This is a genomic window from Streptomyces sp. NPDC014864, assembly GCF_043081525.1.
Classification (GTDB): domain Bacteria; phylum Actinomycetota; class Actinomycetes; order Streptomycetales; family Streptomycetaceae; genus Streptomyces.
In genome coordinates this window covers 46,916-68,989 of record NZ_JBIBWT010000020.1, presented here as the reverse complement: position 1 = coordinate 68,989, position 22,074 = coordinate 46,916, and the positions used below count along the sequence as shown (strand labels likewise).

22 protein-coding genes are annotated in these 22,074 nt (G+C 72.5%); 10 read left to right on the top strand and 12 right to left on the bottom strand.

Translation table 11 applies throughout. The features are described 5' to 3' along the window. Positions 1–21: 21 nt before the first annotated feature. The 5 genes from ACF1A5_RS29070 to ACF1A5_RS29050 all read right to left on the bottom strand — a co-directional run bounded on the left by ACF1A5_RS29070 (position 22) and on the right by ACF1A5_RS29050 (position 4,853). Complete coding sequence (locus tag ACF1A5_RS29070) at positions 22–984, bottom strand: SCO1860 family LAETG-anchored protein (protein WP_392195847.1); 963 nt, start codon at positions 982–984, stop codon at positions 22–24. Between the two features lie 284 nt (positions 985–1,268). Then, complete coding sequence (locus ACF1A5_RS29065) at positions 1,269–2,360, bottom strand: amidohydrolase family protein (RefSeq protein ID WP_392195846.1); 1,092 nt, start codon at positions 2,358–2,360, stop codon at positions 1,269–1,271. 17 nt (positions 2,361–2,377) lie between these two features. After that, positions 2,378–3,172 carry an amino acid ABC transporter ATP-binding protein gene (locus ACF1A5_RS29060; RefSeq protein ID WP_392195845.1) on the bottom strand — a complete coding sequence of 265 codons (795 nt, stop codon included), beginning with the start codon at positions 3,170–3,172 and terminating at the stop codon, positions 2,378–2,380. Further along, positions 3,169–4,014, bottom strand: a complete 846-nt coding sequence (locus ACF1A5_RS29055) for an amino acid ABC transporter permease (protein ID WP_392195844.1) — start codon at positions 4,012–4,014, stop codon at positions 3,169–3,171. The genes ACF1A5_RS29060 and ACF1A5_RS29055 overlap by 4 nt, the downstream gene beginning before the upstream one ends. Next, on the bottom strand, positions 4,011–4,853 hold the full coding sequence (locus ACF1A5_RS29050) for an ABC transporter substrate-binding protein (RefSeq protein WP_392195843.1): 843 nt from the start codon (positions 4,851–4,853) through the stop codon (positions 4,011–4,013). The genes ACF1A5_RS29055 and ACF1A5_RS29050 overlap by 4 nt, the downstream gene beginning before the upstream one ends. A 208-nt stretch (positions 4,854–5,061) precedes the next feature. Between ACF1A5_RS29050 and ACF1A5_RS29045 the strand changes: the two genes are divergently transcribed. From ACF1A5_RS29045 to thpD, 5 genes are all read left to right on the top strand, one after another. Then, on the top strand, positions 5,062–6,162 hold the full coding sequence (locus ACF1A5_RS29045) for a pyridoxal-phosphate-dependent aminotransferase family protein (RefSeq protein WP_392195842.1): 1,101 nt from the start codon (positions 5,062–5,064) through the stop codon (positions 6,160–6,162). Between the two features lie 312 nt (positions 6,163–6,474). Beyond that, on the top strand, positions 6,475–7,014 hold the full coding sequence (ectA, locus tag ACF1A5_RS29040; RefSeq protein WP_392195841.1) for a diaminobutyrate acetyltransferase: 540 nt from the start codon (positions 6,475–6,477) through the stop codon (positions 7,012–7,014). A 61-nt stretch (positions 7,015–7,075) separates the two neighbouring features. Continuing rightward, positions 7,076–8,347, top strand: a complete 1,272-nt coding sequence (gene ectB / locus ACF1A5_RS29035) for a diaminobutyrate--2-oxoglutarate transaminase (protein WP_392195840.1) — start codon at positions 7,076–7,078, stop codon at positions 8,345–8,347. A 63-nt stretch (positions 8,348–8,410) separates the two neighbouring features. After that, positions 8,411–8,809 carry an ectoine synthase gene (locus ACF1A5_RS29030; RefSeq protein WP_356186756.1) on the top strand — a complete coding sequence of 133 codons (399 nt, stop codon included), beginning with the start codon at positions 8,411–8,413 and terminating at the stop codon, positions 8,807–8,809. A gap of 7 nt (positions 8,810–8,816) precedes the next feature. After that, positions 8,817–9,731, top strand: a complete 915-nt coding sequence (gene thpD / locus ACF1A5_RS29025) for an ectoine hydroxylase (protein WP_392195839.1) — start codon at positions 8,817–8,819, stop codon at positions 9,729–9,731. Between the two features lie 100 nt (positions 9,732–9,831). Here thpD and ACF1A5_RS29020 read toward each other — a convergent pair whose 3' ends face one another. The 4 genes from ACF1A5_RS29020 to ACF1A5_RS29005 form a co-directional block, all read right to left on the bottom strand. Continuing rightward, positions 9,832–10,881 (bottom strand): aminotransferase class V-fold PLP-dependent enzyme, encoded by a 1,050-nt coding sequence (locus tag ACF1A5_RS29020; protein ID WP_392195838.1) that lies wholly within the window; start codon positions 10,879–10,881, stop codon positions 9,832–9,834. A gap of 196 nt (positions 10,882–11,077) precedes the next feature. Then, positions 11,078–11,584, bottom strand: a complete 507-nt coding sequence (locus ACF1A5_RS29015; protein WP_392195837.1) for a GNAT family N-acetyltransferase — start codon at positions 11,582–11,584, stop codon at positions 11,078–11,080. A 46-nt stretch (positions 11,585–11,630) separates the two neighbouring features. After that, positions 11,631–12,239: a DUF1349 domain-containing protein gene (locus ACF1A5_RS29010; protein WP_392195836.1), complete on the bottom strand. Its 609-nt coding sequence runs from the start codon at positions 12,237–12,239 to the stop codon at positions 11,631–11,633. A 46-nt stretch (positions 12,240–12,285) separates the two neighbouring features. Next, a complete protein-coding gene (locus ACF1A5_RS29005; RefSeq protein WP_392195835.1) occupies positions 12,286–13,815 on the bottom strand; it encodes an aldehyde dehydrogenase (NADP(+)) in 1,530 nt (509 codons plus the stop codon). A gap of 159 nt (positions 13,816–13,974) precedes the next feature. Here ACF1A5_RS29005 and ACF1A5_RS29000 point away from each other — a divergent pair, with 159 nt between their 5' ends. Together ACF1A5_RS29000 and ACF1A5_RS28995 are read left to right on the top strand one after the other, a co-directional pair. Continuing rightward, complete coding sequence (locus tag ACF1A5_RS29000) at positions 13,975–14,748, top strand: IclR family transcriptional regulator (protein WP_392195834.1); 774 nt, start codon at positions 13,975–13,977, stop codon at positions 14,746–14,748. A 3-nt stretch (positions 14,749–14,751) separates the two neighbouring features. Continuing rightward, the gene (locus ACF1A5_RS28995) at positions 14,752–15,219 is read left to right on the top strand and encodes a GNAT family N-acetyltransferase (RefSeq protein WP_392195833.1); all 468 of its coding nucleotides are present in this window, start codon (positions 14,752–14,754) and stop codon (positions 15,217–15,219) included. 62 nt (positions 15,220–15,281) lie between these two features. On the opposite strand, the gene ACF1A5_RS28990 is transcribed toward ACF1A5_RS28995, so the two are convergent. The 3 genes from ACF1A5_RS28990 to ACF1A5_RS28980 form a co-directional block, all read right to left on the bottom strand. Further along, positions 15,282–16,733 carry an NCS2 family permease gene (locus tag ACF1A5_RS28990; RefSeq protein WP_392195832.1) on the bottom strand — a complete coding sequence of 484 codons (1,452 nt, stop codon included), beginning with the start codon at positions 16,731–16,733 and terminating at the stop codon, positions 15,282–15,284. A 212-nt stretch (positions 16,734–16,945) separates the two neighbouring features. Further along, the gene (locus ACF1A5_RS28985; RefSeq protein ID WP_392195831.1) at positions 16,946–17,740 is read right to left on the bottom strand and encodes an HAD family acid phosphatase; all 795 of its coding nucleotides are present in this window, start codon (positions 17,738–17,740) and stop codon (positions 16,946–16,948) included. A gap of 224 nt (positions 17,741–17,964) precedes the next feature. Continuing rightward, positions 17,965–18,552, bottom strand: a complete 588-nt coding sequence (locus tag ACF1A5_RS28980; RefSeq protein WP_392195830.1) for a TIGR03086 family metal-binding protein — start codon at positions 18,550–18,552, stop codon at positions 17,965–17,967. 200 nt (positions 18,553–18,752) lie between these two features. Here ACF1A5_RS28980 and ACF1A5_RS28975 point away from each other — a divergent pair, with 200 nt between their 5' ends. From ACF1A5_RS28975 to ACF1A5_RS28965, 3 genes are all read left to right on the top strand, one after another. After that, positions 18,753–19,964, top strand: a complete 1,212-nt coding sequence (locus ACF1A5_RS28975; RefSeq protein ID WP_392195829.1) for an MFS transporter — start codon at positions 18,753–18,755, stop codon at positions 19,962–19,964. 93 nt (positions 19,965–20,057) lie between these two features. Beyond that, the gene (locus ACF1A5_RS28970; protein ID WP_392195828.1) at positions 20,058–20,867 is read left to right on the top strand and encodes an NAD-dependent epimerase/dehydratase family protein; all 810 of its coding nucleotides are present in this window, start codon (positions 20,058–20,060) and stop codon (positions 20,865–20,867) included. A 394-nt stretch (positions 20,868–21,261) separates the two neighbouring features. Next, positions 21,262–22,032 (top strand): DeoR/GlpR family DNA-binding transcription regulator, encoded by a 771-nt coding sequence (locus ACF1A5_RS28965; protein ID WP_392195827.1) that lies wholly within the window; start codon positions 21,262–21,264, stop codon positions 22,030–22,032. Positions 22,033–22,074 lie beyond the last annotated feature (42 nt).

Here is a 22,074-nt window from a genome sequence, read left to right as displayed (position 1 = left end):
CCTGGCCCCGACCCCCGCGCGTCAGCCCCGTCGGCGGCGGGCCAGGGCGAACGCTCCTCCGCCCGCCGCGAGCAGGGCGACGGAGCCGGCGGCGAGGTAGGGCGTCAGGGTGCTGCCGCCGGTCTCCGCCAGGTCCGACTTCGCGGGTGCCCCCTGGGGCCTGATGTCGGGCGCGGGGGACACGGGCGCGGCCTGGGCCCCGGTCCCGGGGGCGGGGGACGCGGACCGCGCGGCCGGCTCGGTCGGCGTGGATCCGGCCGGTGCCGACGGGGTGCGGCAGGTGGCCTCGGCAAGGGTCACGGTCCCCTCGACCTCGGCGACGTTCAGCTTCAACGGGTCGACCGAGACGCGGAGTCGCAGGGCCGTGGCCGCGGCCGTGCGCGAGGTGGTCTGCCGCTTCGACAGGTCCAGGCGCACCTCGCCGACGCCCGGCACCCGTACGTCCGTCGTGCCGCCCGCCGTGAGCGTCACCTTCTTGCCGAGCACCGTGACCGAGCCGAGCGCGTTCGCCGTGGCGACCGGCGCCTTCCCGGGCGCGCAGGTCGCCCTGGCGGTGACGTCCTCGACCTCGATGAGGGACAGCAGGGGCAGTCCGGGGAGGTGGAGGCGGGCGTGGGTGAGGCGGACCGCGCCCTCGGCCCCGCTCCCGTCCGCGGTCGCCCTGGCCGAGGCAACGTCCGCGCGGAGCACGTTGAACGGCCTTCCGCCGTCGACGCCGTCCAGCCGGGCGGTCAGCGCGGTCCTCTCGGCGCTCCGCGGCGCCTGGACGTCGTTGACCGAGACGGAGAGCGGAACGTCCGCCGTCCTGTCGAGCAGGGAGACGTCGAGTCCGGTGCGCAGGACGACGGCGGTCGCGCGGCCGTGGTCGGTGGTCGCGTGCGCGGTGCCCGCGCCGGTCAGCGTCAGCGGGCCCGCGGCCAGGGCGGTGACCGCGGCGGCGGTGGCGCAACGGCGTGCGGGCAGGCGGAAGGTGGTGCCGTTCAAGGTGTGGGACCCCCAGTGAGACATGCTTGGGACCCGGCAAGAATTACGCACTGAGAGTGAACAGGCGGAGATCTTGCGTGACTTCACCCTATCGTGGCGGTTTCGGGAGTCTTTTCGAATCTCTGGGCACCCGTGTTCGCCGGCGTCACCCTCGCCCCCTCTCGCCGTGGACGAGCGGGGCGACGACCGGCACGCACGAGGGAGTGCACAACGCCCCCGGCAGGGCTCCGGTCACGCCCCGTCAACCCGGCGCGGCCGGGCGGCCCCGGGACCGGACCGGCGTCCTAGCCGACGATCCGGCCGTTGAGCACCACGCGGCGGGGTGCCGCCAGGACCCGTACGTCCGTGCGCGGGTCCTCGGGGTACACCACCAGGTCCGCGGGCGCGCCCTCGTCCAGGCCGGGCCGGCCGAGCCAGCGGCGGGCGCCCCACGTCGTCGCCGACAGGGCCTCGACGGGCGGGATGCCGGCCGTCACCAGCTCCGCGACCTCGCCGGCCACCAGGCCGTGCGGCAGCGTGCCCCCGGCGTCCGTGCCGACGTACACCGGGATGCCGGCGTCGTGGGCGGCGCGGACGGTGTCGTAGCGGCGGTCGTACAGCCGGCGCATGTGCGCCGACCAGCGCGGGAACCTGGACTCGCCGCCTTCGGCGAGCTTGGGGAAGAGGGCGATGTTCACCAGGGTCGGGACGATGGCGACGCCGCGCTCGGCGAACAGCGGGATCAGGTCCTCGGTCAGGCCCGTGGCGTGCTCGACGCAGTCGATCCCGGCCTCCACCAGGTCCCGCAGCGAGTCCTCGGCGAAGCAGTGCGCGGTGACGCGCGCGCCCAGGCGGTGGGCCTCGGCGATCGCCGCCTCGGCCGCCTCGCGCGGCCAGCAGGCCGAGAGGTCGCCGAGGTCCCGGTCGATCCAGTCGCCGACCAGCTTGACCCAGCCGTCACCGCGCCGGGCCTCCCGGGCGACGTACGCGACGAGGTCCTCCGGCTCCACCTCGTGGGCGTAGTTGCGGATGTAGCGGCGGGTGCGGGCGATGTGGCGGCCCGCCCGGATGATCTTCGGCAGGTCCTCGCGGTCGTCGATCCAGCGGGTGTCCGAGGGCGAACCGGCGTCCCGGATCAGCAGAGTGCCGGCCTCCCGGTCGGTGAGCGCCTGCTTCTCGGAGACGTCGTCGGCGACCGGGCCGTGCGCGTCGAGGCCGACGTGGCAGTGCGCGTCGACGAGACCGGGCAGCGCCCAGCCGTCGACGGTACGGACGTCACGGGCGCCGGCGGGCCGCTCGTACGAGATCCGGCCGCCGACGACCCACACCTCGTCGCGGACCTCGTCCGGGCCGACCAGGACCCGTCCCCTCACCTGCAGCACGGCGTCATCGCTCATGCCCGCACCCTAGTCAGTCACGGTCGCTTCCCGCCCACCCGGTCGGAGGTCTCCTCCTCCACCTCGGCCATCGCGGGGTCGAGCAGGCGGGAGAGGAAGTGGCGGGTGCGCTCGTGGGCGGGGTTCTGGATCACCTGGTCCGGGGCGCCGTCCTCGACGACCACCCCGCCGTCCATGAAGACGACCCGGTCCGCGACCTCGCGGGCGAAGGTCATCTCGTGGGTGACCACCATCATCGTCATGCCCTCGTCGGCGAGCATCCGCATCACGGCGAGGACGTCCCCGACCAGTTCGGGATCGAGCGCCGAGGTCGGCTCGTCGAAGAGCATCACCTCCGGGCCCATGGCGAGCGCCCGGGCGATGGCGACGCGCTGCTGCTGGCCGCCGGAGAGGGAGGACGGGTAGGCGGCGGCCTTCTCCGACAGCCCGACGCGCTCCAGGTTCTCGGCGGCCACCCGGGCCGCCGTCGCCCGGTCCCGCCGCAGCACCCGGCGCTGCGGGAGCGTGAGGTTGCCGGTCACCGACAGGTGCGGGAAGAGGTTGAACTGCTGGAAGACCATGCCGATCCGCCGGCGGGCCGCGTCGATGTCCACGTCGGGGTCGGTCAGTTCGGTGCCGCCGACGACGACCTGGCCCCGGGTGGGCTCCTCCAGCAGGTTCACGCAGCGCAGCAGGGTCGACTTGCCGGAACCGGACGGGCCGATGACGCAGACGACCTCGCCCCGGCCGATCTCCAGGTCGATGCCGCGCAGCACCTCGTTGTCGCCGAAGGACTTGTGCAGGTCGCGGATCAGGATCTCGGGGGTGCTCACTTGACGGCCTCCTGGGCCTTGGCCTCCATACGGCGGGCGACGAAGCCGAGCGGGATCGTGACCAGCAGGTAGCACAGGCCGGCGACCAGGATCGGCGTGGAGTTGGCGGTCGTGCTGGCCAGGTCGCGCCCGAACTTCGACAGCTCGCGCTCCTCCAGGGTGACACCGAGGAACAGCACCAGCGAGGAGTCCTTGAAGAGCTGGACGAGTTCGTTGGTGAGCGGCGGGAGGATGATCCGGAAGGCCTGCGGGACGACGATCGAGACCATGGCCCGCGCGGGCGAGAAGCCCAGGGAGCGCGCCGCTTCCGTCTGCCCCCTGGGGACGGCCTGGAGTCCGGCCCGGATCGTCTCCGCCATGTACGCGGCGGAGACCAGGCCGAGCGCGAGGGCGACCTTGCCGTACGTCCCGCCGACGATCTCCGTGCCGGGGAAGGCCAGCGGCACGGCCACGCCGACGAAGATGAAGATCAGCAGGGCGGGCAGGCCGCGGAAGACCTCGATGTAGAGGCCCGCGAGCCACCGGTAGGGACCGACGGACGACAGCCGCATCAGCGCGATCACCATGCCGAGCACCAGGCCGACGGCGAAGCCGGACACGGTGTAGAGCACGGTGTTCTTCAGCGCCAGGGTGATGACGTCCGGGAACATCTGCCCGGCGATGCCGGGCTGCGCGAACTGGTTCTGCAGCCGTCCCCAGTCCGCCGTGACCGCGAGGGCGAGCACGGCGGCGACGAAGACGGCGTACTGGACACCGCGGGACAGCCTGCGCCTCTGGCGCCGGGTGAGGCCCTTCCCGCGCGGCCGGACCGGGGCCGTGGGGGTGCCGGTGGGGTCCGTCATGAGGCGGAGGGCGAGGCCGCGGCGGCGTCGTACGGGCCGATCCACCGCTCGTACAGCTTCTTGTAGGTGCCGTCGGCCTTCGCGTCCGCGATCGCCTTGTTGATCGCGGCGCGGAGCTTGGTGTTGCCCTTCTTCACCGTGAAGCCGTACTGCTCGCCGGTTTCGAGGTTGTCGACGACCTTGAAGGCGCCGGCGTTGGCCTTGTCCTTGAGCCAGCCCTGGACGACCGGGTAGTCGATGACGACGCCCTGGACCTGGCCGGTGCGCAGGCCGTTGAGGAGGGCGTCGGAGGACTCGAAGGAGATCGGGTCGAAGCCCCGCTTCTTGGCGTAGTCCTCGCCGGTGGTCTGCGCCTGCGCGCCGAGCTTCCTGCCCTTGGCCTTGAGGTCGGCGAAGGAGGTGACGCCGCTCTTGCGGTCGACGAGGACGGCCTGGGTGGCGTTGAAGTACGGGTCGGAGAAGTCGACGTTCTTCTTGCGCTCGGGGGTGATCGTCATGCCGGCCGCGGCGAGGTCGCACCGGCCGGAGTTGAGGAAGGCGCCGGTCTTGAAGTTCTCGAAGGGGGTGTCGAGGATCTGCTGCTTCACCCCGAGGTCCTTGGCGACCAGGTCGACGAGCGCGACGTCGAAGCCCTGGACCCTGCCGTCGATCTCCGACTGGAAGGGCGGGTAGGGCAGGTGGGTGCAGGTGGTCAGCTGCCCCGCCTTGACGACGTCGACCCCGCCGGCGGCCGTCTTGCCGCCGCTGCCGCTCGACGTGCAGCCGGCCACGAGCACCAGCCCGGCCGTAGCGGTGGTGGCGGCCAGGATGCGGGCCCGGCGCCCGGAGAGCGTGATCACGGGAGCGACCTCTCTGTGGGGGGATGGAGGGGGGAAGGTGTACCGCAGGGAGCCTGCGCGTTCCAATGATAAGGAGATATTGGGGTTCCTCAAACCAATCCCTTGGTCACGGGGCCCCGTGACCTAAGAAGTCACCAGGGGGAGCCGGGTGACGGCCGCCGGTTACGCTCGATCCCGTCGACCTCGCGACCGAGAAGAGAGCACCGCCGTGACCCACCCCTTCCTGGACCTCGCCCCGCTGAGCGCCGCCCGCTTCGCCTCGATCGAGGACCGGGTGGCCCGGCTGCTCTCCACCGAGCAGGACGTCGTGATCATGCAGGGCGAGGCGCTGCTGCCGCTGGAGGGCGCGATCCGCGCCGCGGCCGGCCGCGGGACGACGGCGCTGAACGTCGTGACCGGCCCGTACGGGCAGACCTTCGGCGACTGGCTGCGGGACTGCGGGGCGACGGTGATCGACCTGGCCGTGCCGTTCCACACGGCGGTCACGGCGGCACAGGTCCGGCAGTCCTTCGCCGAGCACCCGGAGATCGACTTCGTGTCGCTGGTGCACGCGGAGGCGGCGACCGGCAACACCAACCCGGTCGCGGAGATCGGCGCGGCGGTGCGGGAGCAGGGCGCGCTGTTCTATCTGGACGCCGTCGCCTCGGTCGGCGCGGAGCCGGTGCTGCCGGACGCCTGGGGCGTGGACCTGTGCGTGATCGGGGCGCAGAAGGCGATGGGCGGGCCCGCCGGGGTGTCGGCGGTGTCGGTGAGCGAGCGGGCGTGGGCGCGGATGGCGGCGAACCCGCGGGCGCCGCGCCGCTCGTACCTGTCGCTGCTCGACTGGAAGGAGCGTTGGGTCGACGGCGGCCGCACCGCGCTGCTGCACGCGCCCGCGCAACTGGAGATGCTCGCCCTGGAGGCGTGCGTGGAGCGCATCGAGACGGCCGGCCTGGACACCGTGATGGCCCGCCACCGGTGCGCCGCCGCGGCGACCCGGGCGGGCGCGCTCGCGCTGGGCGGGGGGCTGGAGCCGTACGTGTACGAGGCGGCGGAGGCGGCCCCGGTCGCCACGACTCTGCGGGCGCCCTCCGGTGTGACGGCGTCCGAGCTGGTCGCGGACGCCCTGGCGGCGGACCCCGCGCTCCCTCTGGCGGCGGGCGGCGGCGCCCTGGCCAAGGAGATGATCCGCGTCAACCACTACGGCGCCGACGCCACCCGCGCCTCGGTCGAGGCCTGCCTCGCGGCGCTGGGCGGGGCGCTGGCCCGGAAGGGCGCGTCGGTCGACGCAGGGGCGGCGCGCCGCGCGGCGGCCGAGGCCTGGCGCTAGATCCCGCGGAACCCCTATATTCCCGGAATTGGAATTCAGCTGAGGAGCCATTCCTCTCCTGCCCCGTTCTGCGCTCCTCAAACGCAAAGATTCTGCGAACGTCGACACAGGTAATTCGGCGAGATCTCGTGCGGATTACGTCACTGTGACACACTCCACAGGCGCGCCCCTTTGTCCGGGAATCCCCAGGCAAACCGCCACATAAGGCACCCCACCGCGCGGACGGGGGCCCGCGTGATAACACAGGCGCCGGAGTTATGTAACCCCGAAAGGCGATGCATTTTTCAATTGCCCTCGGTAAGTTCAATTTGCATGACTGCCGCACAAGCAGACCTGCACGCCCCCCACGCCGAATTGCCGGAGACCCCCCGCATCGAGCGCCCCGCCGTCGCCGACGGCACCGCGCTCTGGCGGCTCGCGAAGGACTCCGGGACGCTGGACCTGAACTCCTCGTACAGCTATCTGCTGTGGTGCCGCGACTTCGCCGCCACATCGGCGGTGGCGCGCGGGGCCGACGGCGAGCCCGTCGGCTTCGTCACCGGGTACGTGCGGCCGGACCGCCCGGACACCCTGCTCGTGTGGCAGGTGGCCGTCGACTCCGCACGCCGCGGCCAGGGCCTGGCCGCCAAGCTGCTGGACACGCTCACCGCCCGGGTCGCCGCCGAGCGCGGGCTGACGTCCGTCGAGACCACGATCACCCCGGGCAACACCGCCTCCGAGCGGCTGTTCACCTCGTACGCCGCCCGCCACGGCGCCGCTGTCGAGCGCGAGGTCCTGTTCGCGACCGAGCGGTTCCCGGACGGGCCGCACGACCCCGAGGTCCTCTACCGCATCGGCCCGCTCTCCTTCTGACCTGGCCGGCCCCCGGCATCTCCCCACCCCACCCCCCTCACGCACCGAGGAGCGATTCGTCGTGACCATCACCCAGCCCGACCTGAGCGTCTTCGAGACCCTGGAGTCCGAGGTGCGCAGCTACTGCCGCGGCTGGCCCACCGTCTTCGACCGCGCGCGCGGCAGCCGCATGTACGACGAGGACGGTCACGCGTACCTGGACTTCTTCGCGGGCGCCGGCTCCCTGAACTACGGCCACAACAACCCCGTCCTGAAACGGGCGCTGATCGACTACCTGGAGCGCGACGGCGTCACCCACGGGCTCGACATGTCGACCACCGCCAAGCGCACGTTCCTGCAGACCTTCCAGGACCTGGTGCTGCGGCCGCGCGACCTGCCGTACAAGGTGATGTTCCCCGGCCCGACCGGCACCAACGCGGTGGAGTCCGCGCTGAAACTGGCGCGGAAGGTGAAGGGGCGCGAGGCGATCGTGTCGTTCACCAACGCGTTCCACGGCATGTCCCTGGGTTCGCTCGCCGTCACCGGCAACGCCTTCAAGCGGGCCGGCGCCGGCATACCGCTGGTGCACGGCACGCCGATGCCGTTCGACAACTACTTCGACGGCCAGGTGCCGGACTTCCTGTGGTTCGAGCGGCTGCTGGAGGACCAGGGCTCCGGTCTCAACAAGCCCGCCGCGGTGATCGTGGAGACCGTGCAGGGTGAGGGCGGCATCAACGTCGCCCGGCCCGAGTGGCTGCGCGCCCTCAAGGAGCTGTGCGAGCGGCAGGACATGCTGCTGATCGTCGACGACATCCAGATGGGGTGCGGCCGGACCGGGGCCTTCTTCTCCTTCGAGGAGTCCGGGATCGTCCCCGACATCGTCACGGTCTCGAAGTCGATCAGCGGCTACGGCCTGCCGATGTCGCTGTGCCTGTTCAAGCCCGAGCTGGACGTCTGGGAGCCGGGCGAGCACAACGGCACCTTCCGCGGCAACAACCCCGCGTTCGTCACCGCCGCGGCCACCCTGGAGGCGTACTGGACCGACGGGGCCGCGATGGAGAAGCAGACCCGCGCCCGGGGCGAGCAGGTCGAGCAGTGGCTCATCGCGATCACCGAGGAGAACCTCGCCGACGTCAAGGAGTACCGCGGCCGCGGCCTGGTGTGGGGTGTGGAGTTCCACGACAAGGGCCGCGCGGAGCGGGTGGCGCGACGCGCCTTCGACCTCGGGCTGCTGGTCGAGACCTCCGGCCCGGAGAGCGAGGTCCTCAAGATGCTCCCCGCCCTCACCATCACCCCCGAGGAGCTGGACGAGGGTCTGAAGATCCTCGCCCGCGCCGTCCGCGAGACCGCGTGAGCCGCTGAACGGGCCCACGCGGGTCCACGCACACACACCCCGATCAAGGAGGCACGCAACACCGTGATCGTCCGTTCGTTCAAGGACATCGAAGGCACCGACCGGCACGTGAAGGCGGCGTCCGGCACCTGGGAGAGCAAGCGCATCGTCCTGGCCAAGGAGAAGGTCGGCTTCTCCGTCCACGAGACGATCCTGTACGCGGGTACGGAGACGTCGATGTGGTACGCCAACCACATCGAGGCCGTGGTCTGCGTCGAGGGCGAGGCCGAACTGACCGACCGCGAGACCGGGAAGACGTACACGATCACTCCCGGAACCATGTACCTCCTGAACGGGCACGAGCGGCACACGCTGCGTGTCAAGGAGGACTTCCGCTGCATCTGCGTGTTCAACCCGCCCGTCACCGGACGGGAGGACCACGACGAGAACGGCGTCTACCCGCTGCTGACCGAGGAGGTGTGAGTTCACCGTGACCACCGCGACCACACAGACGAACCCGACCGCCGTCACCGACCTCTACCCCACCCGGGGCGCCAAGGAGGTGGCCGTCCCCCGCCAGGACCCGGTCCTGTGGGGCACGCCCGACACGCCCGGCCCGATCTCGGCCGCCGATCTCCAGGGGTTCGAGCGCGACGGCTTCCTCGCCATCGACCAGCTGATCACCCCCGACGAGGTCGACGTCTACCGGCGCGAGCTGGACCGGCTGGTCGCCGACCCTGCGGTCCGCGCCGACGAGCGCTCGATCGTCGAGCCGAAGTCCCAGGAGATCCGCTCGGTCTTCGAGGTGCACCGGATCAGCGAGCTGTTCGAGGCCCTGGTGCGCGACGAGCGGGTCGTCGGCCGGGCCCGGCAGATCCTCGGCTCGGACGTCTACGTCCACCAGTCCCGGATCAACGTCAAGCCGGGCTTCGGGGCCAGTGGCTTCTACTGGCACTCGGACTTCGAGACCTGGCACGCGGAGGACGGTCTGCCGAACATGCGGACGGTGTCCGTCTCGATCGCGCTGACCGAGAACCTCGACACCAACGGCGGCCTGATGATCATGCCGGGGTCGCACAAGACGTTCCTCGGCTGCGCGGGTGAGACGCCGAAGGACAACTACAAGAAGTCGCTGCAGATGCAGGACGCGGGCACGCCGTCCGACGAGGCGCTGACCGCGCTGGCCGGCGAGCACGGCATCCGGCTGTTCACCGGCAAGGCCGGTTCCGCGACCTGGTTCGACTGCAACGCCATGCACGGCTCCGGCGACAACATCACGCCGTTCCCGCGCAGCAACGTCTTCATCGTGTTCAACAGTGTGGAGAACACGGCGGTGGAGCCGTTCGCGGCGCCGATCCGGCGGCCGGAGTTCATCGGGGCGCGGGACTTCACGCCGATCCGGTGAGACGAGACGGCCCGGGACTTCACTCAGGTGAGGCGACCGCGGCCCGACAGACCGGCCGGGGCCTCCTCGTGTGGGACGGGAGGCCCCGGCCGGTCTGTGTTCACCCGGCCAGCACGTCCAGCAGCCGGTCCACGTCGGCGGGCGTGTTGTACAGGTGGAAGGCGGCCCGCAGACAGCCCGCGCGGTCGGACACCTCGATGCCCGCCTCGCTCAGCCCGCCCTGCCGGTGGCCGAGTCCGGGCACGGAGACGATCGGCGAGCCCGGCGCGGGCACCGGCTGGTGGCCGAGCGCCGTGAGACCGGCGCGGAAGCGGTCGGCCAGGGCCAGGTCGTGGGCCCGTACGGCGTCCAGGCCCAGTTCCTCCACGAGTTGCAGCGATCGGCGGGCGCCGGCGTAGGAGAAGAGGGCGGGGCTCTCGTCGAACCGCCGTGCCGAGTGGGCGAGTTCCTCGACCGGGCCGTAGCAGCTGTCCCAGGGGCGCTCGCCCGCGACCCAGCCGGCGAACAGCGGGCGGAGATCGCCGAGGTCGTCCGGGACGGTGAGGAAGGCCGCGCCCCGCGGGCAGAGGAGCCACTTGAAGCCGACCGCGGAGACGTAGTCGTACGCGTCCGCGTCGAGGTCCAGCCAGCCCGCGGCCTGGGAGGCGTCGACGTACGTGCGCGCCCCGTGCTCGCGCGCGGCGGCGGTGATCGCGGGCAGGTCGGCGACGCGGCCGTCCGCGGACTGCGCGGCGCTCACGGCGACCAGCACCGTGCCGGGCCGCACCGCTTCGGCGACCCGCTCAAGGGGCACAGCGCGCACCTTGAGATCGCCGCGGACGTGGAAGGGGTTCACCACCGAGCTGAAGTCGCCCTCGGCGGTGACGACTTCGGCGCCCTCGGGCAGCGAGGCGGCGATCAGCCCGCTGTAGACGGCGACCGAGGCGCCGGCCGCCACCCGGCGGGCGGGGACCCCGGCCAGCCGGCCGAAGGCGGCGCGGGTCGCCTCGACGTCGGCGAACATGTCGGTCGGCCGCCCGGCGGCCGCCGCCTCCACGGCGGTGCGCAGGGCGGCGACGGTCCGCCGCGGCGGCAGCCCGGTGCTCGCGGTGTTCAGGTAGGTGTTCTTCGGGGCGAACTCGGCACGGACGAGGCTCTCGAAGGTCTCCATGGGACCACTGTGAGCTCCCGGGAAGCCAAAGTCCATTGCCGAAATGTACGGGTCCATCCAATGGCTGCTTATACGTCGGCCCCTGGCGGGGGTTTCCGCCCAGCGCCCCTGCCTGCGGTTTCCGCGCCGCGCCCACGCCGTCCGGCCGTGCGTGGGCGGCGCCGGGTCGCGCGGCCCCCGGCTCGTCGCGCGGATGTCATTCCGCGGCCACGGTGCGGTGCAGGACCAGATGGTGGCCGTCCGGGTCGGGCGGGACGTCCGGGGCGGGGGTCCATCCCCGGGCGGCGTAGAACGCCTGGGCGCGCCGGTTGCCGGCGTGCACCTCCAGCACCGCTGTCCTTCTGCCGTCGGCCCTCCACTGCTCCAGGCAGGCGGCGTGGAGCGCGGTGCCGACGCCCCCGCGCCAGTGGCCGGGGTCGACGTGGAACTGGAACAGCTTGACCGTTTCCGCCGGGGCGCCCTCGGGCGTGCGGAAGGAGGCCACGCCGATCAGCCGGTCGTCGCGCACCGCGCACAGCACCCGGCCGACGGGCCGCTCGATGGCCTCGCGCCATCTGGCCGGCCAGTCGGCGTCGGCGTCCGGCATGCCGTCCGGGTAGTACGTGGACCGGGCGCGCACCATCAGCGCGGCCACGGCTTCCGCTTCGGCCGGCAGGGCGGCCCTGATCACCAGGGGCTCGCTGCCACGAGGAGCATTGATCATGCCGCGGAAGACGTGCCCGGGGGTTACGGCGGTTCCGGCGCCCGGCTCAGCTGCCGTCCCGCAGGTCGGAGGGCCAGGCCGGGCGGAACTCGATGTGGTCGTAGGTGACCACGCAGCCCTCCCCCAGCGGCGACTGGGCCATGAAGCCGACCAGGGCCGCGCCCGACTCCTCCTCCCCGGCCAGGGTGAACAGGCGGACGAAGGTCCAGCGCACGCCGTCGCGGGAGGCGTGGAAGGCGAAGGCGCGGCCGGTGCGGCTCACCCGCAGCCAGACCGAACTGCCCTCGACCGTGAAGGCGTTGGCGTCGTCGGAGTGCCCCCGGGTGACCACCGTGCAGACGGCGGGCACGTCCGGGGAGTACTCCAGGCACAGCTTGGCCCAGGCCCGCTCGCCCACGTGGACGTAGAGGACACCGGCGTCGAAGGACGTGTTGAAGCCGACGGTGACCCGGGCGATCAGCTGGAAGTCGCCCTCCGGCGCCCCGAGCAGCCGGGGCGCGTCGGCGGCGGGGTCCAGCGCCTCGCCGGTGGGCGGCACGAACCGGTCCTGCCGGGGCCCGGCCCACCCGCTGAGGATCCCGTCCTCGAAGGACCAGTGGCCGTCGGGGCCGTAGGTGCGCAGGGGGAAGGGAAGTACGGGCAGCTCTACGTCCATGCGCAGAGTTTCCCAGCCTCCCCCGCGCCCCGTGGCCCCGGGGTGTTCAGTGCTCGCGGCGGCCGTTGAACCGGCGCGGCAGACCCAGCGGGTTGTCGTCCCGCAGCTCCGCCGGCAGCAGCGCCTCGGGGGCGTTCTGGTAGGCGACGGGGCGCAGCCAGCGCTCGACGGCCGTGCCGCCCACGGAGGTAGAGGTGGACGTCGTCGCCGGGTACGGGCCGCCGTGGTGCTGGGCCGGGGCGACGGCGACGCCCGTCGGCCAGCCGTTCACCACCACGCGTCCGGCGAGCGTCGTCAGCTCGGCGAGCAGTGCGGGACCTCGCCCCTCGCCCGCCGCCTCCTCGGCCGACAGCTGCACCGTCGCGGTGAGGTTGCCGGGCAGCCGGGACAGCACGGCAGCCGCCTCGCTCTCGTCCTCGTACCGGGCGAGGACGGTCACCGGTCCGAAGCACTCCTCCAGGAGCAGGTCGTGGGCGCCCTCGGCGGCCAGCCTGCTCGCCGGGACCGTCAGGAAGCCCGCGCTGACCGAGTGCTCCCCGCCCGCGCCCGGAGTCACCGGCGACTCCACCTCGGGCAGACCGGCCCGCTCGGCGATCCCGGCGAGGAAGTTGTCGCGCATCCGGTGGTCGAGCAGGACCCCGGCCTCGGTGTCGCTGACGGCGTCCGTCAGGGACTTCAGCAGCCGGTCGCCCGCCGCGCCCGCCGGGGCCAGCACGAGCCCCGGCTTCACGCAGAACTGCCCGACGCCCAGGGTCATCGACCCGGCCAGCCCGGCACCGATGGCCTCCGCCCGCTCGGCGGCGGCGGCCTCGGTGACCAGGACCGGGTTCAGCGACCCCAGTTCACCGTGGAACGGGATCGGCACCGGGCGTGCGGCGGCCGCGTCGAAGAGCGCCCGCCCGCCCCGGACCGACCCGGTGAAGCCCGCGGCGGCGACCAGCGGGTGCCGGATCAGCTCGAGGCCCGCCTCGAAGCCGTGCACGAGACCGAGGACGCCCGCCGGGACGCCGTGCCGCGCCGCCGCGTCCCGCAGCACCCGGGCGACCAGTTCGGACAGCGCCGGGTGGTCGGGGTGGGCCTTGACGACGACCGGGCAGCCGGCGGCCAGCGCGCTCGCGGTGTCGCCGCCGGCGACGGAGAAGGCGAAGGGGAAGTTGGAGGCCGAGTAGACGGCGACGACGCCCAGCGGCACCTTGTAGCGGCGCAGGTCCGGGACGGGTGGGGTCGCGGTGTCGTCGGGGTGGTCGATGATCACGTCCAGGAAGGCACCCTCCTCGACGATGTCCGCGAAGGAGCGCAACTGGTAGCAGGTCCGGGCGAGTTCACCGGTGAGCCGGACCGGTCCGAGCGCGGTCTCGGCGTCGGCGGCCTCGACGATGCGGTCCTTCGCGGCCTCGAGGCGGTCCGCGGCGGTGCGCAGGAAGGCCGAGCGGACCGCCCGGTCGGCGAGTGCGGCGCGCGCCTCGTGCGCGGCGCGGACGACGGCGTCCACCTCCTGGGCCGTGGCCTCCACCGCAACCTGTTCACGCTGCTTCCCGGTACGGGGGTCGACACTCCAGACTGGGGCTGCTGCCACCGCGAGTCCCTCCACAAGTCGTGCCGCAGCACTCGGCCGTTGCCTCCGGCCGCGTTCGGCGGTATTCGGGTCACCCACCAGGGGCGTTCGATATACTGAACACCGTCTCTGATGATGAACAAGGAGACTATTTCCCGTCGAACGAAGGGGTCAAGGGCGATGTCGGCAGCGGAGACAGGCGGCGGGGCGCAGGTCAAGTCCGCGGTGCGGACCGTGGAACTGCTCGAGTACTTCGCCGGCCGGCCCGGAATGCACTCCCTGGCGGCGGTCCAGGAGGCCGTCGGCTATCCCAAGTCCAGCCTCTACATGCTCCTTCGCACCCTGGTCGAACTGGGCTGGGTGGAGACCGACGCGACGGGCACGCGCTACGGCATCGGCGTACGGGCGCTGCTGGTCGGGACCTCCTACGTCGACGGGGACGAGGTGGTCGCGGCGGCCCGTCCGACGCTGGACCGGCTGTCGGACGACACCACCGAGACGATCCACCTGGCCCGCCTGGACGGCACCAACGTCGTCTACCTCGCCACCCGCCAGTCGCAGCACTACCTGCGCCCCTTCACCCGGGTCGGCCGCCGGCTGCCCGCGCACTCCACCTCCCTGGGCAAGGCGCTGCTGAGCACGTACACCGACGAGCAGGTCCGCGCGATGCTGCCGGAGACGCTGCCCGCGCTGACCGAGAACACGATCACCGACCGCGAGAAGCTCATCGAGGAGCTGCACCGGATCCGCGAGCAGGGCTTCGCCGTCGACCGCGAGGAGAACACGCTCGGGCTGCGCTGCTTCGGCGTGGCGGTCCCCTACCGCACCCCGGCCCGGGACGCGATCAGCTGCTCGGTCCCGGTGGCGCGCCTGACCCCCGCGCACGAGCAGATGGTGAAGGATGCCCTCTTCGACGCCCGTGACCGCCTGACGCTCGCCACCCGGAGGCTCTGAGAGATGCAGATCGTGCTCCGCGAGGTCCACGACAGCGACCTGCCGGTGTTCTTCCGGCAGATGAACGACCCGGAGGCCGCCCGGATGGCCGCCTTCGGGCCGAAGGACCCGGCCGACCGGGACGCCTTCGACGCCCACTGGAGGAGGATCCGCGCCTCCGCCGACGTCCTGCGCACGATCCTGGCCGACGGGGACGTGGTCGGCAGTACGGCGGTGTACGGCGAACCGGGCGAGCGCGAGGTCACCTACTGGGTGGACCGCGCGTACTGGGGCAGGGGCATCGCCACGGCCGCGCTGCGCGCCCTGCTGGCCCAGGTCCCCGAACGCCCGCTGTACGCACGGGCGGCCGCGGACAACGCCGGCTCGCTGCGGGTCCTGGAGAAGTGCGGGTTCCGCCGGTCCGCGCGGGCCAGGGGGTTCGCCCAGGCCCGCGGCGAGGAGATCGACGAGGTCGTGCTGATCCTGAAGTAGGTGCGTGCGGAGGGCGGCCGGAAGGGGCCGCCCCCACAGCTCGAAGGGGCCGCCCCCACGGCTCACTTCACGCCCAGCAACTGCTCCACCGGGTCGATCGCGAAGTACAGCAGGAACAGCGCCGAGACGCCCCACAGCAGCCAGTTGACCTCCTTGGCCTTGCCGAGGACGGTCTTGATGACGACGTAGGACAGGAAGCCGGCGCCGATGCCGTCGGTGATGGAGTACGTGAACGGCATGGCGGCGATGGTGAGGAACGCCGGGATGGCGATCTCGTAGCGGTCCCATTCGATGTGCTTGACGTGGGTCATCATCAGGAAGCCGACCGCGATCAGGGCGGGTGCGGCGGCCTGGAGCGGGACGATGGTCAGCAGCGGGGTGAGGAAGAGCGCGAGGCCGAACAGACCGCCGGTGACCAGGTTGGCGAGACCGGTGCGGGCACCCTCGCCGACGCCGGCCGCGGACTCGATGTAGGCGGTGTTCGAGGAGGCGGAGCCGACACCGCCGGCGATCGCGGCCGCGCCGTCGATGAACAGCACACGTCCGATGCCCGGCACCTGCCCCTGCTCGTCGAGCAGGCCCGCCTCCGCGCTGATGCCGACGATGGTGCCCATCGCGTCGAAGAAGTCCGAGAGGATCAGGGTGAAGACCAGCAGGACGACGGTGAGCGCGCCGGTCTCGCCGAAGGCGCCGAACAGGCTGAAGTGACCGACGAGCCCGAAGTCGGGACCGGCGACGATCGTGTCGGGCACCTTCGGGGTGGTAAGACCCCAGCTCTTGACGTCCGCGAGGGCGTTGATGACGATCGCCACCACCGTCATGGTCACGATGCTGATCAGGATGGCGCCCTTGACCCTGCGGGCGACCAGCGCGATGGTCAGCAGCACGCCGAGACAGAAGACCAGCACGGGCCAGCCGGTGAGCCGGCCGACGGCGCCGAGCTGCACCGGGACGGTGGTGTTCGCGGCGTCGGGCATGCGGCTGACGAACCCGGCGTCGACGAAGCCGATGAAGGCGATGAACAGGCCGATGCCGACGCCGATGGCCTGCTTGAGCTGTTGCGGGATGGCGTTCATGATCGCCTCGCGCAGTCCGGTGAGCACCAGGACGCAGATGACGACGCCCTCGATGACGACGAGGCCCATCGCGTCGTCCCAGCTCATCAGCGGGGCGAGCTGGAAGGCGACGACCGCGTTCAGGCCGAGGCCGGCGGCGATGGCGAGCGGCAGATTGCCGCCGACGCCCATGATGACCGTCATCACGCACGCCACCAGCGCGGTGGCGGTGACGAGTTGACCGGTGTCCAGCTGGTGGCCGAACTTGTCCTTGGCGCTGCCCAGGATGATCGGGTTCAGGACGAGGATGTAGGCCATGGTGAAGAACGTGGCGAAGCCGCCGCGTATCTCCCGGCCGAAACTCGACCCCCGTTCGGAGATTCTGAAATACCGGTCGAGGCCGCCTGCCGCGGGGGGCGAGGCACTTGGCCGGTCGGTCACCTTCTGTGTTTCGGACATGGCGGGTGCTCCTCGGTGCCTGAACGGTAGGTGTGCGGATGCTGGCTGGATTGTGCCCTCGCCAAACCTGTTTCGGGTCTTCCGTGAGTTAACGAATCCGGCACACCCCGCCCGGCTCCCGGGGCCCCGGTGCCGCGCGCACGATCGCCCCCGCCGGTGACGACCGGCGGGGGCGATGGCGGAGTCGGCGGTGCCCGGTGGGAACCGGCCGGCTAGCTGACGAAGTACGTCGGGTTGGGCAGCTTGTACGTCCGGTCGGCGTACCCGCCGTCGAGGTCCGAGTACTGGTCGCCGAAGTTGGCGACGATCTCGTAACCGAGGTCCTCGATGTGCTTGCGGGTGCCGGACTTGTACTGGACGGTGGTGCAGGTCCAGGTGCCCGGGGTGGCGCAACCGCTCAGGTAGGCGGGCGGGTTGGCCTTGTCCTTGAGGAACATGTGGTCGGCGTCGAGGTTCACGTCGGCGCCGATCTTCTTCAGGTTCTCCACCGCGGCGGAGCGCTGCGCCTCGCTCAGGCCCGAGTTGTAGAAGACCTCGACGCCCTTCTTCTCGGCGTACTGCACGAGCTCGGGGCTGCCGAACACCGCGGGGCGGTCGGCCCTGTTCACGTAGTCGGCCCACGTGGTGGGGTTGTACGTGTAGTTGTACCGCTTCTCGTAGTCGAGGCTGAGGAGCAGCGTGTCGTCGATGTCGAACACGACGGCCGGCTTCTCGCCCCGGTGGTGGGCCTTGCGGGCGGCCTTGTCGATGTAGCTCCTGGCGTCGGCGTCGATGCGCGCGAGGTCCTGGGCGTACGGGCTGTCCGGGGACGCCTGGTACACGCCGTTGCTGTCGGCCGCCGTGCCGTAGTAGGTGTCGATGTCCTTGACCAGGAGGCCTATGTTGTAGGGCTCGTGGGTGGAGTTGGCCGTCGACTGACCGGCCGTGGCCGCACCGGCGCCGTAGAGGGCGGCACCGGCGACGGCACAACTGGCGGCGATCGCCGCCGCTCTGAGGGACTTCCGCATGGAATCTCCGGATCTGGATGGTGAGTGATGCACCAGCTCACGCACTGTCTACGCGCATCACAAACCCAATGCGAGGAGCGTTATCCGATCGATACGCAAATCCGTCCGGCGTTCAACTCCCGTGCCCCTGCCCCCGACCGGCCGTTCACGCCCCGGGCTGACCGCCCCCGGGCGGGCCGGGCTCGCCGGGGGGGGTCAGCCCGCGCAGGGGTCCGGTACCCGGTTCAGGGCTTCCAGCCCGGGTCCCGCCCGCTGAGCCCTACGGTCCGCTCCAGCAGCGGGGCGTCCTCGGGGACGGCCACGACGGGACCGAACGGGCCGTCCAGGCGGTCCAGGCCGTCGGCCGCGGCACGCAGGAAGCCGTACGACGCCTCCACCGCGGCCGGGTCGGGCACGTACTCCTGGCCGGTGGCGCGGGCCAGGTCCCAGCCGTGGACCACCAGTTCGTCGGCGGCGACGGCACCGGCGACCGCGCCGGGGAGGTCGACGCCGCCCGCGCGGGTCGCGCCGGTCCAGGCGGCCGGGTCGCGCCACGCCTCGGCGAGCGCGTCGAGCACCTCGGGCAGTTCCTCGCGCCAGCCGGGCCCGATGTCCGGGACGGCGGCGTCCGGCCTGGTGTCCGTCGTCCCGCCCAGGTCCTTGCGCGCCGCGTCCCGGAACGCCACCGCCAGACCGAGCAGATGCCCCAGCAGATGGCGCACCGCGTAGTCCGGGCACGGCGTCACGGCGGCGAGCTGCTCCTCACGCACCCCTTCCGCCAGACGGGCCACAACCCGTGCCTGCGGTCCGAGGTCCAGGACGGTGTCGGTCATGGGCTGCTCCTTGCCTCTCGGGTGACTGCCTTCCTGAAGTAGACCCGCGGCCACGGCGGAACTCATCGGTGACGGGGCCACGGGGGCACACCTCCGGCGCATTGCCGATCGGGGGTGGCCGACCGGTGCGGCGGCGGTGCTCGGAAATAGGGCGTCCGACCGATCCCCCGGGGCGGGACTCAGCACCACGGTCGTCGGGTATGACGACGTATTCCCGGTCCCTGGTGCGGGTGCTGCGCGACCGTGAGGCGGGGCTGTGTCTGGCGGCGGCGGTGGTCTCCGGCTTCGGCTCGTCGGCGCTGTCCCTGGCGTCGGCCGTCTGGGTCAAGGACCTCACCGGCTCCAACGCGCTCGCCGCGCTGTGCCCGCTCGCCCTGTGGGCCCCCACCCTGGCCGGCCCGCCGCTCGGCACGCTCGCCGACCGCACCCGCCGCAGACCTCTGCTGATCGCCGTGAACCTGCTGCCGGCGGCGCTCCTGCTCCTGCTGTGCGCCGGCGGCTCCCCGGGCCGCCCCTGGCTGCTCCTCGCCGTCCTGCTCGGCCACGGCGCCGCCGGCACCGTGCACGACGCGGCGGAGTCGGCGCTGGTCGGCGCCGCGGTGGGTCCCGCGCTGCTCGGCGACTTCAACGGGCTGCGGACGACCGCCACCGAGGGCGTGAAACTGCTGGCGCCACTGGCCGGCACGGGCCTGTACGCGGCGTACGGCGGCCCGGCCGTCGCCGTGGTGGACGCGGCCACGTTCGTGCTCGCAGCGGGCCTGTACGCGCTGCTGCGCGTCCACGAGGAGCCCCCCGGCGGACCCGCGCACCCCTGGCGGGAGCGGACCGCCGAGGGCGCCCGCCGGCTGTGGACCGACCCGCGGCTGCGGCGGCTCGTCCTGGCCGGGGGCGCCACCATGTTCTGCGCCGGCCTGAACGGCGCGCTGCTCCAGGCCGTCGTGGACGGCCTCGGCCGCCCCGCGGGATACGCCGGTGTGCTGTACGCCGTGCAGGGTGCCGGGTCGGTCGCGGTCGGGCTCGTCTCCGGGGCCGCGCTGCGCCGCCTGGGCGAGGTGGGGTTCGCGGTGTACGGCATCGCCCTCACCGGTGCCGGGGTGGCCGTGCGGGCGGTCCCGTACGACACGGTGGCGCTGGCGGGCAGCGCGGCGATCGGGGCGGGTCTGCCCTGCGCGCTGATCGCCGCGTTCACCGCCGTGCAGCGGCAGACGCCCGGCGAGCTGCTGGGCCGGGTGGCCGCCACGGCCCACACGATCGTCCTGGCGCCGACCGTGGCCGGGATGGCGGTGGGGGCCGCGCTGGTCGAACACGTCGGCCCCGGGACGCTGTTGCTTCCGACGGGACTGGCGCTGCTGGTGACGGCGGCGGCGCTGCGCGAAAGGGCAGCGGATCTCACGACCGCGCGGGACACTTGACGCGGTGCGGGGCCCCGTTCACAGCGTGTCCACGCAGATGAACCTCGTCCATGCACACGGTTCATGGCCGCCGACGACGCAAGGAGACCGAGGATGCCCGCTCCCCGCACCGTTCTGCTCACCGGCGCCGCCGGCGGGATCGGCACCCTGATGCGGGACCTGCTGCCGGACCACGGCCACGCGCTGCGCTTGCTGGACGTCCGGCCGATCGAGGAGGAGCCGGACGCGATCACCGCGGACCTCGCCGACCGGGACGCCCTGCGCGGGGCGGTCCGGGGCGTGGACGCGATCATCCATCTGGCGGGCATCCCCCTGGAAGCCCCGTTCGGGAAGATCCTCGGGGTCAACATCGAGGGCACCTACAACCTGTACGAAGCGGCCCGCGAGGAGGGGGTCCGGCGGATCGTGTTCGCCTCCTCCAACCACGCGGTGGGCTGCACCCCGCGCCCGGGGGACGACGACCCGCTGATCCCGGTGGACACCCCCCACCGCCCGGACACCTTCTACGGTCTGTCGAAGTGCTTCGGCGAGGATCTCGCCCAGCTCTACTGGGACAAGCACGGCCTGGAGACCGTCTCGGTGCGGATCGGCTCCTGCCTCCCGGAACCGACCGACGTCCGGATGCTCTCGATCTGGCTGAGCCCCGGCGACTGCGCCCGCCTCTTCCACGCGGCCCTGACCGCCGAGCACGTCGGCCACACCGTCGTCTACGGCTCCTCCGCCAACACCCGCCTGTGGTGGGACCTGTCGACCGCGCGGGCACTGGGCTACGAGCCCCGGGACGACTCCGAACCGTACGCCGGGAAGCTGATCGCCGAGCAGGGCGAGCTGGACTCCGGGAACCCGGCACACGCCCGCCTCGGCGGCGAATTCGTGACCGACCCGCCGATCTGGCCGTACTGACGGCGCGGGGCGACGCACGGGAAGCCCGGAGCAGCGCGGAAGCGGCGGCGCACGAGGCCCGGGGCAGCGCGGGGCGGCGCGGGGGGGCGCGCACGAGGCCCGGGGCGGCTCGCGAGGCGGCCAGGCGCGGCGCGAAACGATCGTTCGCCACGGCGGGCGGGCATCGAACGGGCCCGCCCGCCGCCGCGTTCGGGCACCGCACCTGCCCGATCCCACTGGCGGGCGCACAGTCACGCAGGTCCGGGACGGGCACGCCGCCCGGCGATCGGGCACATACGGGCAGCATCGGTTCCGCAACAGGCCTGGTCCGTGCCGCACACCCGCTGTAGAACTTTCCACCGAGGGCCCCACAGGGCCCGAACGGGCAGCGCAGCAGGGAGAGCGGGTGTCGGCCGTGAGCGCGAGGACGGCGGAGGAGCGTCAGCGGGAGATCGTGCGGGTGGCCCGCGCCACCGGCGCGGTCGACGTCACCGCGCTCGCCGCCGCGCTGGGCGTGGCCAAGGAGACGGTACGGCGCGACCTGCGCGCCCTGGAGGACCACGGACTGGTCCGCCGCACTCACGGCGGCGCCTATCCGGTGGAGAGCGCCGGTTTCGAGACGACGCTCGCCTTCCGCGCCACCAGCCACGTCCCCGAGAAGCGCCGGATCGCCGCCGCGGCGGCCGAGCTGCTCGGCGACGCGGAGACCGTCTTCGTCGACGAGGGCTTCACCCCGCGGCTCATCGCCGAGGCGCTGCCGACGGACCGGCCGCTGACCGTGGTCACCGCGTCCCTGCCCGTCGCGGGCGCCCTCGCCGAGACCGAGAACGTCTCGGTGCTGCTGCTCGGCGGCCGGGTCCGCGCGGGCACGCTGGCGACCGTCGACCACTGGACGACGAAGATGCTCGCCGGCTTCGTCCTCGACCTCGCCTACATCGGCGCCAACGGCATCTCCCGGGAGCACGGCCTGACCACGCCCGACCCCGCCGTCAGCGAGGTCAAGGCGCAGGCCATCCGCGCGGCGCGGCGGACCGTCTTCGCGGGGGTGCACTCCAAGTTCGGCGCGGTCAGCTTCTGCCGGTTCGCGGAGGTCGGGGCGCTGGAGGCGATCGTGACGAGCACCCTGCTCCCGGCGGCCGAGGCCCATCGTCACGCCCTGCTGGGCCCGCAGGTCATCCGGGTCTGATTTCTCGAACTCACCTGCCACGCAGGGGTTGTCCGCGCCGAG